Source organism: Saccharothrix sp. NBAS 001 (assembly GCF_056640475.1).
The window spans coordinates 10,422,103-10,436,781 of sequence record NZ_CM153251.1; the positions used below are offsets into that span (position 1 = coordinate 10,422,103).

Here is a 14,679-nt window from a genome sequence, read left to right on the forward strand (position 1 = left end):
CATTTAAGGCCGCGCCCGGGGTGTCAGCCCTGTCCCGACACCCAGGCGCCGATGCCGTCCGCCGTGATGGGCAGGCCCGCGGACAGCACCTCGGCCCCGGTGGCGGTGACCACCAGGTCGTCCTCGATCCGCACGCCGATGCCGCGCAGCTCCGGCGGCACCGTCAGGTCGCCGGGGTGGAAGTACAGGCCCGGCTCGACCGTCAGCGCCATTCCCCGCTCCAGCACGCCTTCCTGGTAGGACTCCGGCCGGGACCGCGCGCAGTCGTGCACGTCCAGGCCGAGGAAGTGGCCGGTCCCGCAGACGATGTAGCGGCGGTGGTGCTGGCCGTCGCGGTCCAGCGCCTTGTCGACCGACACCGGCAGCAGGCCCCAGTCGTGCAGCCCCTCCGCCAGCACGCGCATCGCGGTGTCGTGGAACGCCCGGTAGTCGTTGCCCGGCCGCACTTGCGCGAGCGCGGCCACGTGCGCGTCGTGCACCAGGTCGTACACCTGCCGTTGCGCCGCACCGAACTCGCCGGACACCGGGAACGTGCGCGTCACGTCCGCCGTGTACAGCGTGGTCGCCTCGACGCCCGCGTCGAGCAGCAGCAGGTCGTCCTCGCGCACCGCGCCGTCGCACCGGGTCCAGTGCAGCACCGGGGAGTTCGGCCCGGCGGCGACGATCGAGGCGTAGCCCGGACCGTTGCCCGCGGTGCGCGCCCGCCGGTCGAACGTGCCCTGCAGCCAGCGCTCCCCGCCGCCGCGCACGGCGGTCCCGAGTTCCCGCGCCACGTCGGCGAAACCCTCGACGGTCGCGGCGACGGCGCGGCGCAGCTGGTCGACCTCCCAGTCGTCCTTCACCCGGCGCAGTTCGGCGAGCACCCGCCGCAGTTCCGCGCTCGGCCCGCCGACCAGCGCGTCCAGCAACGGGTCTCCGCCGCCGGACAGGGTCGCCGGGTGCCGGCCGCGCAGCCCGCGCGGCAGGTCCTCCAGCGGTCGGCACACCACGCCCAGCGCCGCCTCCCACCGTTCTGGGCCGGGCACCGCGCCGACCCAGAACGGGCTGCGGTCGGCGTCGCCGAAGAAATCGACCTCGTGCGTCTCGGCGGGCGTCGGCAGGTAGAGCACGGCGTCGTGGCCGGCCGCCGCGGGCTGGAGCACCAGCACCGCGCCCTCGCCGAGGAAGCCGGTCAGCCACACGAAATCGGTGTCCGCGCGGAAGCCGTGGAAGGTGTCGTTGGAGCGCACCGAGGGCCGGCCGGCGGCCAGGGCGAGGCGTTGTCCGGGGAACGCGGCGGACAGCCGCTCCCGGTGCGCGGCGGCGGCCTCGGCGGCCCCGGGCACCAGGTCGGTGCGGGCGTCCGGGTCGGCCCAGCCGTCCCGGACCCAGGTGCGGAACCCGTCCGCGTCGACCAGCTTCGCCATGTCCCGGCGGGTGCGGTTGTTCAACTCTCCCCCTTGTCCTGCATCGATTCGCGGGGAATTCCCCGGTCCATTCCGGAAAACCACTCCGCCGGTGCCGAGCGTGCCACCGCAGAGGTCTTCCGGGTAATCCCGTCCGGCTATAGGCTCGTCCTATGGACCTGGAGATCCGGCACCTGCGGGCGGTCTGCGCCATCGCCGACGCGGGCAGCGTGTCCCGGGCGGCGGCCCGGCTCGGCATCTCCCAGCCGTCCCTGACCACCCTGCTCCAGCGGGTGGAACGCCTGGTCGGAGGCCAGTTGTTCGACCGCAGCCGGACCGGCGTGACACCGACCGAGCTGGGCGACCGGATGCTGCGCCGGGCCCGGCTGCTGCTGGTCGAGCTGGATTCGTTCGGGGCCGACCTGACCGGCGGCGGGGACGGTCCGATCCGCTTCGGCACGGTGCACATGGAATGCGTGGCGACGCTCTACGAACGCCTCGACAACGGGTTGCCGGACGCCGACATCTCATTGCACGTCGACCCGTCCGCGACCGCGCTCGCGCAATCCCTCGCGCACGGCCACCTGGACGCCGCGGTGATCGGCATCTCCGAGGACCAGGACATCGCCCTCGACCGCGACCTCGCGCAGCGGATCCTGCTGCCGTGGGTGCCGGTGTTCGTCGCGCTGTCGGCCGGGCACCCGCTGGCCTGTTCGGCCGAGGTCGAGCTGGCCGACCTGGCCGACGAGGCGTGGATCAGCCCGCCGGGCGCGGAGGACGGCTCGCTGGCCGCGTTGCGCGCCGCCTGCCGCAAGGCCGGGTTCAGCCCGCAGATCCGGTTCGAGGTGCCCAGCGGCGGCGGCCGGCAGCTCATCGCGGCGGGCAAGGCCGTGCAGCTGGTCGAGCCGACGTCGTCGGGCGGGCCGGGCCTGGTGGTGCGCCCGCTGGCGGGCGAGCCGCTGCGGCTGCGGCTGGTGCTCGCCTGGCGGCGGCAGCGGGTCGACTGGGACCAGGCCAACCGGATGTACGCCGAGGTGGCCAGGGCGTACACCGAGCACGCCCTGGCCAGTCCGTCGTTCCGGTCGTGGTGGGTGGAGCACCGCGAGGTGCACCCGCCGATCGGCTGAGGGCCGGCTAGTAGAGGGTGCCGACGGTGACCCCCGAGCACGCCGTTTCGCCCTTGAGGCTGACGTAGGCGTACCCGGCGGCCGGGTTGGCGACGGTGATCGACTCGGTGTTGCCCGCCCCGGTGGAGCGGTGCGTCGCGGTGGCCGAGGTCGCCCACGTGCTGCCGCTGTAGAGCAGGTCGCAGTTGCCGGTGCCGCCGGACGCGGTGATCCGCAACGACTTCGTGCCCGCCGGCAGCGGCAGGTACAGGTAGTCGTAGCCGGAGTTCGTCGCGGAACGGTCGGCGCGCCCGCAGTTGCGGCCCAGTTCCCGCGTGTCGGACCCGGAGCAGGCGGTCGTGCCGCCGATCGTCACCGACCTGGTCGCGGTGGCCGTCGCGCCGCCGTTGTCGGTCACGGTCAGGCGCACGGTGTAGGTGCCGTCGGCGGTGTAGGTGTGGCTGGGCGCGGCGGTCGTGGCCGTCGTGCCGTCGCCGAAGTCCCAGCGCCGCGCGGCGATCGTGCCGTCCGGGTCGGTGGAGCGGTCGGCGAACGCGACCACCCGGCCGTTCGCGGTGGCCGTGAAGTCGGCGACCGGCGGGCTGTTGGTGGGCGTGCCGCCGCCGCACGAACCGGCCGCGCACGCGGAGAGCCAGCTGTACCAGTCACTGTCGTAGCGGGTGCCGATGGTCGACTTGAGGTAGGTGCGCGCGGCGGTCCAGTCACCGGTCCGGTAGAAGCCCAGCACGCGCGCCACGTCCGCCGGGTGCGACTGGACCAGGTACCGCACCGCGAGGTAGCCCCAGCGGTAGATGCGGGTCGTGTCGTGCGCGTAGGTCGTGTCGAACAACGTGCTCAGCGCGTAGGTCCGGCGGCCCGCCTCGGTGATCGCGGCGTCGTAGGAGACGTTGCGGTAGTGGTAGGAGATGTACTCGCCGAAGCCCTCGACCCACCAGATCGTCGGGGTGGTCATGCCCGCGGCGAAGTCGCCGTGCATGTCGAACCGGCCGTCGAGGTAGTGCGTGTACTCGTGGTTGAGGTTCCAGATCTCGAACGAGGGCCGCAGCCACTCCGCCTCGTAGGCGATGAACCGCGCCTGGTTGCCCGCCGCCGACGGGTCGCCCTCCAAGTACATGCCGCCGTTGTTGGTGTCGATGCCCCACATCGCGCCGGCGTAGGTCTGGTAGTCGGTGCTGGAGTTGTAGGCGATGACCTCCAGGCTGGTGTTGCCGTCACCGGCGACCGGGCCCGGATCGGCGACCACGCGGTGGAAGTAGGCGTCCTGGGCCAGCAGGCTCGCGCACGTCTTGGACAGCTCGTCGGCGGTCATCTGCTGCGCACGGATCCGCAACGTGGAGCTGCACGTGTGGTTGATCGGCAGCACGGCCGCCTTGAGCCGGTCCGGCAGGTCGCACGTGTCGTAGTAGGCGCAGTTCGCCTTGTCGTACGAGTCGGTCATCTCCGCGACACCGACCCACAGCGGCGCGGTCGGCCCGGTGATCGACGACCGGCCGAGCAGTGCCTTGGCCTGCGGCCGGACCTTGGCCTGCATCGCGGTGTGCTGGAGGAACCGCCCCAGTTCGCGCCCGGCGTTGGAGGTGAGGTAGCTCCGGTCGCCGGAGAGCAGGTCCAGGTGGTTGGTCGCGAAGCTCTGGAGGGTGTCCACCACGCTCGGGTCGCGCTGCACGGCCGTCACGAACTCGGGCACCTGGTGGCCCCGGAACAGCACGGTGTAGACGTTGTTGACCGCGTTGAGCATCCACCACGACGTGTCGTAGGAAGTGTTGTAACCGTTGAGGAGCCGCTTCACCACGTGCAGGTAGCGCGCGTTCTGCTGGGCGCTGTCGATCAGCGTGACCGCCTCGGACAGGGTCTCGCCGTTGGCGTCGTTGACGTCGAACGCCCTGGGGTTGGCGAAGAAGCTGTCCAAACCGGACTGGATCGCCGTCTTGAGCGCCGGACCGTACGGGCCCACCACGGATTCGTTGTACCACTGGACGTAGTAGCCCGCGCGCAGGTACAGGGTGAGCTGCGCGGTGCCGGTCGAGTTGTCGCCCGGGTACGCGGAACCGTTGTCCCGCAAGCCGTATGCGACGCTGGTCATCTGCGCCTCGCGGAACGCGTTGTAGGCGTCCGATCCGGTCAGGTTGAACAGCGTGTTGACGCAGTCGGTGGTGGCGGACCGGATCTGGGCGACCAGCGCCGACCCGGTCCGGCCGGTGAAGTCGGCGGTGTTGCACGCCGCCGCGCGGGCCGACGGGCGCGCGGGCTGCTCGGGCGCGCCGTAGTCGCGGCGCAGTTCGAGCTTGGAGGCCGACAGCGGCGCGCGTTGGTCGACCGGAAGGTGCCGCTGCGCGATCGGGTGTCGCGGGTCGGGGGTCCGGGCGCCGGGGTCGCGGTCGGCGGGACCGGCTTGGGCCGGGAGCACCGCGGTCACCGCGGTGAGGGCGGCCAGCAGGGACAGGGAGGCACATCGTCGGAAGCGTGCGAACGCCATGGGTTTTCGTCCTTCGCGGGTGAGCCGCGCACGGGATCTGCGCCGGCTGAGGGGCAGGGAACCGCTCTGGGCGCAGCGTCACACAGGCCGTTGACCCGTGGTCATGCCAACCGTCGATAGCCCCGCGCTATGACAGGGTGGTGACTGGCGTCACATCGGTGGGTGTCGATCGGGGCGTTCGACGTTCGACGCTCCCGTGAGGGCAACGGACCGGCGGAAGGAACGACCATGGCGCAGGACAGCGGCTACGCGGACGTCAACGGCGTGCACATGTACTACGAACTGCACGGCGAGGGCACGCCGTTGGTGCTGGTGCACGGCGGGATGCTGACCATCGACATCAACTTCGCCACCCTCATCCCGACCCTGTCGCGCACGCACCGGGTGATCGCGGTGGAACTCCAGGGCCACGGCCGGACCGCCGACACCGACCGCACGATCACGCTCGCCGCGCTCGCGTCCGACGTCGTCGGCCTGCTCGACCACCTGGGCGTCGACCGCGCGCACGTCCTCGGGCACAGCCTCGGTGGCGAGGTCGCGCTGGAACTGGCCGTGCGCCACCAGGACCGGGTGCGCTCGGTCGTGCCGATCTCGGCGAGCGTGCGCCCGGACGGGATGCACGAAGACCTGGCGGACCCGTCCCGGCACGCCACCTCGACCCGGCTGCCCTCCGCGCGGGACTTCGCCGAGTTCCGCGACGCCTACCTGCGGCTGTCCCCGCACCCGGAGCGCTTCGACGGGTTCTTCGCCAAGCTCTCCGGGGTGGCGTCCGCCCTCCGGGGCTGGTCCGATGAGGAACTGGCCGCCATCACCGCGCCGGTGCTCGTGGTGCAGGGCGACCACGACTTCACCACCGTCGAGCACGCCGGTTTGATGCAGCGCCTCATCCCCGGCGCGCGCCTGGCCGTGCTGCCCGGCACCACGCACATGGCCGCCACCCGCCGCGCCGACCTGCTGCTGCCGGTCCTGGCCGACTTCCTGGACCGGCCCGGTCACCCGGCGAGCAGCAGCGACGCCACCACCGGGGCCAGGTAGACCAGCGGGAACGCCACGTGGCCGAACCACCGGGCTCGCAGCACGGTGACCACGGCCCCGGTGAAGTAGGCGATCAGGCCGATCGCGGCGAGCGTGCCGACCACCGGCACGAACAGCCCGGCCACCAGTCCCGCCGCGCCGGCCGCCTTCGCCACGCCCAGCCACGTCCACCAGGCGCGCGGCACGCGGTAGGCGGCCAGCGGCTCGACCACCCACTTCGCGTGGACGAAGATCGACACCGCCGAGAAGGCCGCCATCGACGCGCCGAGGACGGTGACGACGAGGTAAGTGGTGCCCATGGGAATCGCTCCTGCGGTTGTCCGGCTCTGCCACAGCCTTGACGCAACGACTCCCGCGAATGTGACCGGCTGTCCCGAACTTCGCCGTTCGTGCTGGTCAGGCGGCCAGTGCGCGGTAGGGGCGGACGATGTCCTCGATGAACCCGTCGAGTTCGCCGTCCACCTTCGCGTACGTCGGGTCGTCCACCTCGTTGTCGATCGCGTGCACCCGCCCGGCGACGCTGTCGTGCGCGCGCAGCTTGCCGTAGTCGTCGGCCAGGTAGAGCGAGTTGGCCACCACGCTGGGCAGCCGGTGGTCGTCGGACACGGTGATGGTGATGTCCGGCTCGGCGACGTGGATGCGCGGCGGCTGGGCCCGCGCGCCGAGCCGGGCCGTGCGGACCTCGGTGGACGCCCGGACGTGGATCAGGTGGCTGGAGGACAGCACCGACTCGCCGAACACGTCGAGCGCCTTGACCACGTCCGAGCGGGCGAACTCGACCAGCGTGATGGACGACGTGGAGATGTTGCGCCACACCCGTTGCGCCAGCGCGTCCAGCGCCGGCCGCAGGGCCTCCTCGCTGGCCACCCGGAACGCGCCGCCCGCGTCGGCGGTGAAGCCGTGGCCGCGCTCCTCGTCGAGCAGCAGCACGTTGTGCACGAAGTCGTGGAACGCGTAGACGTAGTCGGTCAGCTCGTCGACCTGGAACCGGAGTTCGGTCAGCTTCGCGGTCAACCGCTTGCGCACCAACGACTTCCCGGCGCCGGGAAGCCCGGTCACGAACACCACGGGCGCGGCGTCGCGGAACGCCAGGTGCCGGACCACCGCGTTCACCGCGACCGCGTCGAGCGCGTACTTCGAGCGCAGGTCCCGCAGTTCGCGGGCGAGTTCGTCGCGGTCGCCGCGCCGGCGCGCGCCGCGCAGCACCTCGTCGGCCAGCACCGACTCCAGCGGCAGGGACTGGTCCCACACCTGCTCGAAGTGGGTCTGGAACACCTTCGCCGGCGACATCCCGTCCAGCCGGTTGGGGCGGTCGCGGGTGCCGTCGCGGTGGTTGAGCACGGTGTGGTCAGCGAGGCCGGTGAACACGTGGTAGGACAGCTCGTCGGTGTTCAGCGCGGACGCCACCCGGATGTCGATGCCCCGGCTGAGCAGTTCGGCCGCCGCCGTCAGGCACTCCCGGCTCTGCCGCGTCACCAGCCGCACGCCGTGGTCGGCGTTGACGCGCTGCCACGCGGCCTGGATGTCGCGCAGCAGGGCGTTGTCGCCCGCCGGGCGCAGGTGCGGCACGAACGCGTCCAGCCGGTGCACGTCGGCGTGCTGCGACATGGCCAGCACCGCGGCCAGGTAGTGCCGGCGGGAAACCTTGTGGGACAACGCGTTGGGCACCTTGCGCCGGCCCGTCGCGGAGCGCAGCACGGCGAGGACCCCGGCCGCCACCGCGCCGCTCGCGACCGGCAGCACCCACTGGTACCAGAGCACCTCAGCCTCCCCGCGGCAGGTCGTGCACGAACCCGGGGTACGGGTCGCAGCGGTGTTCGACCATCATCTTCGCGATCTTCGCCGCCTCGGCCTTGAGGTCGGGCACGAACCTGGTCAGGTTCTCCCGCACGCTGTGCACCACCAGGCCGAGGCTGGCCGCGATCCGGTCCCGCGCGTCGAACACCGGCACCGCGACCGAGCACGAGCCGAGCGTCATCTCCTCGCTGGTCAGCGCGTAGCCCCGGTCGCGGGTGGCGGCCAGTTCCCGGCGCAGCCGGCCGGGTTCGACGATGGTGTGCCGGGTGCAGCGGACCAGCGGGCGCGCGCAGTAGGTGGCGATGAACTCCTCGCTGGAGAAGGCGAGCAGCGCCTTGCCGACGCCGGTCGAGTGCATCGGCAGCCGGTTGCCCTCGCGCGAGATTATCGGCACCGCCCGGTGCCCGGTGAGCTTGGCGACGTAGAGCGTGTCGTGGCCGTCGCGCACCGCGAAGTGGATGTTCTCCTTGCTCTTCTCGTACAGGTCCTGCATGAACGGCAGCGCGATCTCCCGCAGCCGGCGCGGCACCGGCGACAGCAGCCCGACCTCCCACAGCCGGGTGCCGATCTGGTACCGGTTGTCCGCGTTGCGCTCCAGCGCTCCCCACGCCTCCAGCTCCGCGACCAGCCGGTGGGCCGTGGCCAGCGGCATCGCGCAGCGCGCCGCCAGCTCGGTCAACGTCAGCGTGGGGTGCCTGATGTCGAACGCCCCCAGCAGGTCCAGCGCACGCGACGTCGCCGAACGCCCATTCCCCTGTGCCATCCGCCCTCCGCTCCCCTGTGGCGGGTAGGAGGATCCTCGCGGGGCCGTGCGGGGGTAAAGCACTCGCTTCCGTTAAACGGAAGTCCGTGCGTGAACAACACCGTATCGGGTGGTCAGGAAAGCGGGCGCCGCTCGGTCGGGCCGCCGCTTCCGACTGCCGGAAGCGGCCGGGGCCACATTTTTGCGGAGACTCAGGGGTGTCGGAGCAGTTCGGCGATGGTCCGCACGCGGTCGAGCGTGATGCCGGTGCGCTGTTCGACGGCCAGCGGGTGGTCGGTGGGCTCCAGTTCGACCGTGGGCCGGGTGCCGACCGCCTGGCTGTGCAGGTTGGTCTTGAGGTTGAGCGTCGAGGGGTCGTAGAGCGGCAGCACGGTGCTCAGCCACCCGAAGTACGGCGGTTCGTCGACCCGCGCCGGGTCGTCCCACACCCGCGCGGCACGCGCGAAGTTCTCCCGGCTCAGCGACACCCACACGCCCCACTCGAAATCCTCGTCGGCGTCCACCACCGGCAGCAGCAGCCGGCCCCGGAGGAAGAAGTGCTCGCCCTCGATCACGCACTGCTCGTCGGAGAGCAGGGATTTCGGATCGCTCGCCAGGTCCGCGCTCCAGTAGGCGGGCGCGGGAACGCCGTACGCGAAGGGAAGATCGTCGTGCCTGTTCCCGCAGCACGAGCAGAGGTAGCCGGTCCCGGTCATGAGCCAGAGCATAGGACGGGCCGGTTCACGCCCCGGCCGCGGCGGTGGTTCCCCTGCGCGCCAACGGGACCAGGGCGGAGCCGGCGAGCGGCACCAGCATCAGCGCGGCGGCCGTCCACGGCAGGGCGGGCGCGGCGTGGTCGAGCACGACGCCGCCCAGCGCCGCGCCACCGGCCACCGCGCCGTTCCACGCGGCGATCGTGAGCGACTGCGCGCGGTCGGCCGTGCGGCCCGCGACCACCGCCGTGACGGCCTGGAACGCCGTGGGCGCGCCGCCGAAGGCCAAGCCCCACAACGCGACCGCCGCCAGCACCACCGGCGGCGCGCCGTCCGAGCACGCCAGCAGCGCGATCCCGACCGCCGTCAGCGCCGGGCACCAGGCGAGCACCGCACGCGGGAACCGGTCCAGCGCCGCCCCGACGGCGAGGATGCCGCCCACCGCCGCACCGCCGAACACCAGCAGCGCCGCGCCGAGCAGCCCGGCCCGCCCGAACCCGGCCAGCACCGGACCGAGGTAGGTGTAGAGCAGGTTGTGCCCCAACGAGAAGCCCGCCACCACCACGAACACCGGCCACATCCCCGGCACGCCCCGCCGGTCGCCGGTCGGCGCGGTCGCCGGGATCGGCGGCACCACGGCCGCGACCCACGCGAACAGCGGCACGGCGACCAGGCCCATCACCGCGAACGCCCACCGCCACCCGACCAGCTCGCCGAGCAGCGTCCCGGCGGGCACGCCGACCGCGAAACCCAGCGGGGTCCCGGCCATCGCCACGGCCAGCGCCCGGCCGGCCCGGGCCGGCGGCGCGATGGCCATGGCGTACACCGCGACCAGCGACCACATCACGCCGGTGATCGCGCCGGACCCGATCCGCGCCACGAACACCACCGCGTACCAAGGAGAAGCGGCGATGACGAGGTTGGTCACCGCGAACCCGAGCACCAGCGCGAGCAGCACGGACCGGCGTGGCAGCCGGGAGGTCAGCGCGGTCAACGGGATCGCGGTCAGCGCCGTGGTCAACGCGTAGCCGGTGACCAGCTGCCCGGCGGCGGCCGGCGAGACGCCGAAGTCGGCGGACATCCCGAGCAGCAGCCCGGCCGGCAGCACCTCGGTCAGGCAGCCCAGCAGCACGATCACGGCCAGCGCGCACAGCGCTCGCAGGGGGAGTTCCGGCCGCACGGCCCGGTCCTTCCGGTCGCAGGGGGACGGGCCCGGACGCCCCGGCGCAGTGGGCCGCGCCGGGGCGTCGTGGTGGATCAGCCCTTGGCGAGCTGGGCGTCGATCCACGCCCGCAACGCGGCTTCGCCGCGGTAGCCGACGTTGCGGGAGTTCGACAGCTCGGCCGAGTTGCGCATCGGCACGAGCGTGGGCAGGTACTGGATCCGGTAGCGCGACGACAGGTCGCGGCTGACGTCCGTGTCGACCTCGCCGAGCACGAACCGGCCGCCGTACTCGCCCGCCAGCCGCTCGATCACCGGCTTCATCTGCCGGCACGGGCCGCACCAGGTCGCGCCGAAGTCCAGCACCACCAGCTTGGTCTTGGACATCTCCAGCACCTCGGCGTGGTTGGCCGAGGTCACCGTGATCACGTTCGCCGCGCTGATCGCGGCGTCGCCGGCCGGGGCGGCGTGGGCCGGCGCGGCGAAGGCGCCGGCCGCGACCACCGCGAGCGCCGTGACGCCGGCGCGCAGCCAGGTTCCGAACTTGGGCATGGTGGATCTCCTCTTGTGCAGGGATGTGCGGGGACGTGCGGACGTGCGGCGATGTGCGCGGCGGCGTTCAGGGCGCGGCGACCGTGGGGAGACCGGCCGCCACCCAGTCCTCGATGCCCTCGCGGTACTTGCGCACGTTCGGGTAGCCCAGCTCGATCAGCCGGGCGCCGACGAACTCGCTGTTGCGGCAGGGGGCGTTGGCGCAGTAGACGACGATCTCTGCGGTCCGGTCCGGCAGGACGGCCGGCGCGTGCCGGTCGGTCGACCCGGCCGCTTCCTCGTAGGGGAATCCGGGAATGTTCACCGCACCCGGCAGGTGCTCTTTCTCGTAGTACGCCGCCGGCATCGTGTCGACCGCCACCAACGTGCCCGCTTCGAGGCCATTGCGGAGTTCGTCACGGGTGATCAACGGCAACATGGCAAATCCTTTCCGGCCGAGCCGCGGGGCGTGCCACCGAGTGTGTCGGCGGACCGGGCGCCGCGCCCACTGCCGGCCGGCTATGCCGTGCGGTTATCCCGGGCGTCCAGCCACCGGCGATATCCGGGCTGCTCGTCGACGAGTTTCCGGTAGGCCCGCACGGCGGCCGAGTGCACGTCGGCGAACCGGTCGGCGGACGGGTGGTCGGTGCGCCACAGCAGGATGTGCTGCACGGTCATCGGCCGGCCCGCCAGCGGGCGCACCGCGAGACCGGGGCTCTCCGGCGTGGTCGGCTGGGTGAGGCTCACCCCGTGCCCGCCGATCACCAGCCGGTCGCGCATGGTGTCCACGTCGTGCGCGATCCTGGGCGCGAAGCCGTGCGCCAGGCACATCTCGCGGAACACGATCCGGCAGCCGTCGCCGCAACTGGACACGATCCAGCTCTCCTCGGCCAGGTCGGCCAGCTCCACCTCGGCGGCGCCGGCCAGCCGGTGCCACGCGGGCAGCGCGACGAACGCGGGCTCGGTCACCACCCGTTCGGCGCGCACCAGACCGGGCACGGCAAGCGTTCGCGGTCCGCAGATCAGCACCAGCGCGAGATCCACGCACCCGTTCGCGACCTGCGCCACCAGCCGGTTGTGCGACAGGTCGGCGCGGGTGGTGAGTTCGCCGGGCACCAGCTCGCGCACGCACCGGAACACGTCGGAGGCCAGCGCGCTGTCGTTCCAGCCGACCCGCACGTCGCCCGCGCCGCGGTCGCGCCGCCGGAAGTCGCGGTCCAGCTCGTCGAAGGCGGGGATGATCGCCTCCGCGCGGGCCAGCATCAGCTCGCCGATCCGGGTCGGCCGCACGCCCTTCGGGTCGCGGTCGAACAACCGGTCGCCCACCAGCTGCTCGATCCGGCGCAGCTGGTGGCTCAGCGCGGGTTGGGCCAGCCGCAGCTCGGCGGCGGCCCGGTTGAGGCTGCCGGCGCGGGCGATGGCGCGCAGCACGCGCAGGTGTCGGACCTGTAGCTCCATTCACCCATGAGACTCGCGCGGTTTCGCCCTGTCATCGTCTTAGGTCGGACATCGGCAGCCCGGTGGTCCGTTCCCCGCAACGGCCTAGACCGTGCGGCTGATCCGTTCACGGCTCCGGACGTGTCCGTATAAGGCGCCGGCATGACGGTTCGGCAGTACCTGCGCCGGATATTCCTGCTCATAGTGGATGAAGAATGAAAATTCCCCCTGCGCCATCCCTGCGCCATCCCTGCGAAAATGAATTCCCGGAGCCGACGGTGTTGCTGCCAACTCCGCTCACCGAGCACTGTGCCGCGCCCCTGCGCAGCGGTCGGCACGTGTGCGTCGGAGTGAGTCCGTTCAACAGCTATTTCACGGTGGACCGCATCACCGCGCTGGCCCGCTGGGCGATGCGCGAATTCGAGCGGTTCCACTTCTTCGTGCCCGACCGGGCCGCCGCGCACACGCTCGAAGCGCTCGGCTACGACCCGGCCCGCGCCCGGCTCAAGGCGCGCCGCCAGGGCCAGTACGTGGTGAACAAGATCTGCCGGGCGCTGCGCGACCTGGACGTGTGGTGCCCGGCCGAGCACGTGCTCGACGGCGCGGCGCTCGCCGGGAACCCGCGCTACCAGGGGTTGCTGGCCCACGCGCACGGCCTGTTCTCGACCGACCGCGAGTTCGCCGGCCAGTGCCTGGAGGCCACCCGCTGGGTGCTGGACCGCCGGCTGCCCGACGGGGCCGCGCCCACCGAGACCCAGCTGCGCCAAGCGGTCCGCTACTTCCTCGCCGAACTGCCGATGTTCGTCGACACCCCGGCGGTGGCCGGCGTCGACAGCTCGGTGTTCGCCTACCACCAGCGGGTCGGGTTCCTCGAACTGCTCTACGCCCGGGAACTGGCCTGGCGGCCCGGACCCGAGCAGGGTTTCGTGGTCCTGCGGGCCGACGACGGGGCGGAGTGAACCGTGGCCCACGACGACTACTCCCTGCGCCGGCTGCCCGACTCGGCCCGCTGCTCGTGGATTTCCGTTGCCGTGCAGCGGTTCGGCCAGGTGTCCTCGTTCCACCAGTTCCTGCTCGGCGCGGTGCTCGGCTTCGGCATGACGTTCGCGGACGCGGTGCTCGCGATCACGCTCGGCGCGGTGATGCTGGAGGTGGTCACCGTCCTGATGGGCGTGGCCGGCATGCGCGAGGGGCTCTCCACGTCCGTGCTGGCCCGCTGGTCCGGGTTCGGCGCACGCGGGTCCGCCCTGGTGGGCCTGCTGGTGACGCTCAGCCTCGCGGGCTGGTTCGGCGTGCAGAACGACGTGTTCGCGCACGGCCTGCACGCCCTGATGGGCGGGCCGCCGGTCTGGGTGTGGGCGGTGGTCGGCGGCATCGCGGTGACCGGGATCGTGGTCGCGGGCTTCCACACCATGGCGTGGACCGCCTACCTGACCGTGCCCGCGTTCCTGCTGCTGGCGGGCTGGGCGATCAGCCGGGAGCTGAGCCGCCACGACCTGGCCGACCTGGTCGCCGCGCCGCCGCCCGGCCCCGCGCTGACCGTCGCGCAGGGCACCACGCTGGTCGCGGGCGCGTTCATCATGGGCGCGGTGATGACCCCGGACATGACCCGGTTCAACCGCCGGGTCGGCGACGTGGTCAAGCAGACCCTGATCAGCGTGACGCTCGGCGAGTACCTGATCGGGCTGACCGGCGTGCTGCTCGCGCACGCCGCGCGCAGCGCCGACGTGGTCGCCGCGATCACCTCGTCCTCCGGCGTCCTGGGCACGCTGATCCTGGTCACCGCGATCATGAAGATCAACGACTGGAACCTGTACTCGGCCTCGCTCGGACTGGTCAACACGGTGCACGTGCTGGCCGGGCGGCGGCTGCCGCGCTCGTCGGCCACCATCGCGCTGGGCGTGCTCGGCACCGCGCTGTCCGCGCTGGGCATCCTGGACCACTTCACCGCGTTCCTGACCTGGATCGGCGTGATCACGCCGCCCGTGGCCGGGATCGTGATCGCGGAGTACTTCGTGGTGCGCACCTGGCGGGACGCGCTGGCCCGGTCCCGGGCCGTCGGGGAACTCCCGGCCGACCCGCCGGACTGGGTGCCCGCGTCCCTGGTGTGCTGGGTGGTCGGCGCGGGCGTCGGGATCCTGGTGCCGTTCGGCATCCCGACGATCAACTCCGTCGTGGTCTCGTTCGCGCTATACGCTCTGCTCGGAAGGACCGCCGGGGTCATGAGGCCGCCGCCCGGATCCCGCGTCGACACGCACCGTTAGACGGGATGTGA

The 14,679-nt window shown here is 72.3% G+C and carries 14 protein-coding genes; 4 read left to right on the forward strand and 10 right to left on the reverse strand.

Features of this window, described 5'->3' with window-relative positions:
* Nucleotides 1–23 precede the first annotated feature (23 nt).
* A complete protein-coding gene (locus AC0HI0_RS47280; protein WP_480929990.1) occupies nt 24–1,430 on the reverse strand; it encodes an aminopeptidase P family protein in 1,407 nt (468 codons plus the stop codon).
* Nucleotides 1,431–1,558: 128 nt separating this feature from the next.
* Between AC0HI0_RS47280 and AC0HI0_RS47285 the strand changes: the two genes are divergently transcribed.
* Nucleotides 1,559–2,512: a LysR family transcriptional regulator gene (locus AC0HI0_RS47285; protein ID WP_480929991.1), complete on the forward strand. Its 954-nt coding sequence runs from the start codon at nt 1,559–1,561 to the stop codon at nt 2,510–2,512.
* A 7-nt stretch (nt 2,513–2,519) separates the two neighbouring features.
* On the opposite strand, the gene AC0HI0_RS47290 is transcribed toward AC0HI0_RS47285, so the two are convergent.
* Nucleotides 2,520–4,988: a collagenase gene (locus AC0HI0_RS47290; RefSeq protein ID WP_480929992.1), complete on the reverse strand. Its 2,469-nt coding sequence runs from the start codon at nt 4,986–4,988 to the stop codon at nt 2,520–2,522.
* A 228-nt stretch (nt 4,989–5,216) separates the two neighbouring features.
* Between AC0HI0_RS47290 and AC0HI0_RS47295 the strand changes: the two genes are divergently transcribed.
* Entirely contained in the window at nt 5,217–6,023 is an 807-nt protein-coding gene (locus AC0HI0_RS47295; protein WP_480929993.1) for an alpha/beta fold hydrolase, read from the forward strand.
* Here AC0HI0_RS47295 and AC0HI0_RS47300 read toward each other — a convergent pair.
* The 8 genes from AC0HI0_RS47300 to AC0HI0_RS47335 form a co-directional block, all read right to left on the reverse strand.
* Nucleotides 5,981–6,322: a DoxX family protein gene (locus AC0HI0_RS47300; protein WP_480929994.1), complete on the reverse strand. Its 342-nt coding sequence runs from the start codon at nt 6,320–6,322 to the stop codon at nt 5,981–5,983. The genes AC0HI0_RS47295 and AC0HI0_RS47300 overlap by 43 nt on opposite strands.
* Nucleotides 6,323–6,419: 97 nt before the next feature.
* On the reverse strand, nt 6,420–7,784 hold the full coding sequence (locus tag AC0HI0_RS47305) for a DEAD/DEAH box helicase family protein (protein WP_480929995.1): 1,365 nt from the start codon (nt 7,782–7,784) through the stop codon (nt 6,420–6,422).
* A gap of 1 nt (nt 7,785) precedes the next feature.
* Nucleotides 7,786–8,583 carry an IclR family transcriptional regulator gene (locus AC0HI0_RS47310; protein WP_480929996.1) on the reverse strand — a complete coding sequence of 266 codons (798 nt, stop codon included), beginning with the start codon at nt 8,581–8,583 and terminating at the stop codon, nt 7,786–7,788.
* A gap of 191 nt (nt 8,584–8,774) precedes the next feature.
* Entirely contained in the window at nt 8,775–9,278 is a 504-nt protein-coding gene (locus AC0HI0_RS47315) for a DUF2199 domain-containing protein (protein ID WP_480929997.1), read from the reverse strand.
* A 25-nt stretch (nt 9,279–9,303) separates the two neighbouring features.
* Nucleotides 9,304–10,455 carry an MFS transporter gene (locus AC0HI0_RS47320; RefSeq protein ID WP_480929998.1) on the reverse strand — a complete coding sequence of 384 codons (1,152 nt, stop codon included), beginning with the start codon at nt 10,453–10,455 and terminating at the stop codon, nt 9,304–9,306.
* Nucleotides 10,456–10,532: 77 nt separating this feature from the next.
* Complete coding sequence (locus AC0HI0_RS47325; protein WP_480929999.1) at nt 10,533–10,988, reverse strand: thioredoxin family protein; 456 nt, start codon at nt 10,986–10,988, stop codon at nt 10,533–10,535.
* A 67-nt stretch (nt 10,989–11,055) separates the two neighbouring features.
* Nucleotides 11,056–11,406, reverse strand: coding sequence for a rhodanese-like domain-containing protein (locus AC0HI0_RS47330; protein WP_480930000.1), 351 nt, complete (start codon nt 11,404–11,406; stop codon nt 11,056–11,058).
* Nucleotides 11,407–11,486: 80 nt separating this feature from the next.
* Entirely contained in the window at nt 11,487–12,425 is a 939-nt protein-coding gene (locus AC0HI0_RS47335) for a LysR family transcriptional regulator (RefSeq protein WP_480930001.1), read from the reverse strand.
* A gap of 317 nt (nt 12,426–12,742) precedes the next feature.
* Here AC0HI0_RS47335 and AC0HI0_RS47340 point away from each other — a divergent pair, with 317 nt between their 5' ends.
* Nucleotides 12,743–13,363 carry a tRNA-dependent cyclodipeptide synthase gene (locus tag AC0HI0_RS47340; RefSeq protein ID WP_480930002.1) on the forward strand — a complete coding sequence of 207 codons (621 nt, stop codon included), beginning with the start codon at nt 12,743–12,745 and terminating at the stop codon, nt 13,361–13,363.
* A 3-nt stretch (nt 13,364–13,366) separates the two neighbouring features.
* A complete protein-coding gene (locus AC0HI0_RS47345) occupies nt 13,367–14,668 on the forward strand; it encodes a purine-cytosine permease family protein (RefSeq protein WP_480930003.1) in 1,302 nt (433 codons plus the stop codon).
* The last annotated feature ends 11 nt before the right edge of the window (nt 14,669–14,679 follow it).

Bases quoted from the DNA above. Each gene is read 5' to 3' on its own strand.
- AC0HI0_RS47295 (WP_480929993.1), top strand. From the start codon at position 5,217: ATGGCGCAGGACAGCGGCTACGCGGACGTCAACGGCGTGCACATGTAC.
- AC0HI0_RS47325 (WP_480929999.1), bottom strand. From the start codon at position 10,988: ATGCCCAAGTTCGGAACCTGGCTGCGCGCCGGCGTCACGGCGCTCGCG.
- AC0HI0_RS47310 (WP_480929996.1), bottom strand. From the start codon at position 8,583: ATGGCACAGGGGAATGGGCGTTCGGCGACGTCGCGTGCGCTGGACCTG.
- AC0HI0_RS47290 (WP_480929992.1), bottom strand. From the start codon at position 4,988: ATGGCGTTCGCACGCTTCCGACGATGTGCCTCCCTGTCCCTGCTGGCC.
- AC0HI0_RS47335 (WP_480930001.1), bottom strand. From the start codon at position 12,425: ATGGAGCTACAGGTCCGACACCTGCGCGTGCTGCGCGCCATCGCCCGC.
- AC0HI0_RS47300 (WP_480929994.1), bottom strand. From the start codon at position 6,322: ATGGGCACCACTTACCTCGTCGTCACCGTCCTCGGCGCGTCGATGGCG.
- AC0HI0_RS47315 (WP_480929997.1), bottom strand. From the start codon at position 9,278: ATGACCGGGACCGGCTACCTCTGCTCGTGCTGCGGGAACAGGCACGAC.
- AC0HI0_RS47285 (WP_480929991.1), top strand. From the start codon at position 1,559: ATGGACCTGGAGATCCGGCACCTGCGGGCGGTCTGCGCCATCGCCGAC.
- AC0HI0_RS47330 (WP_480930000.1), bottom strand. From the start codon at position 11,406: ATGTTGCCGTTGATCACCCGTGACGAACTCCGCAATGGCCTCGAAGCG.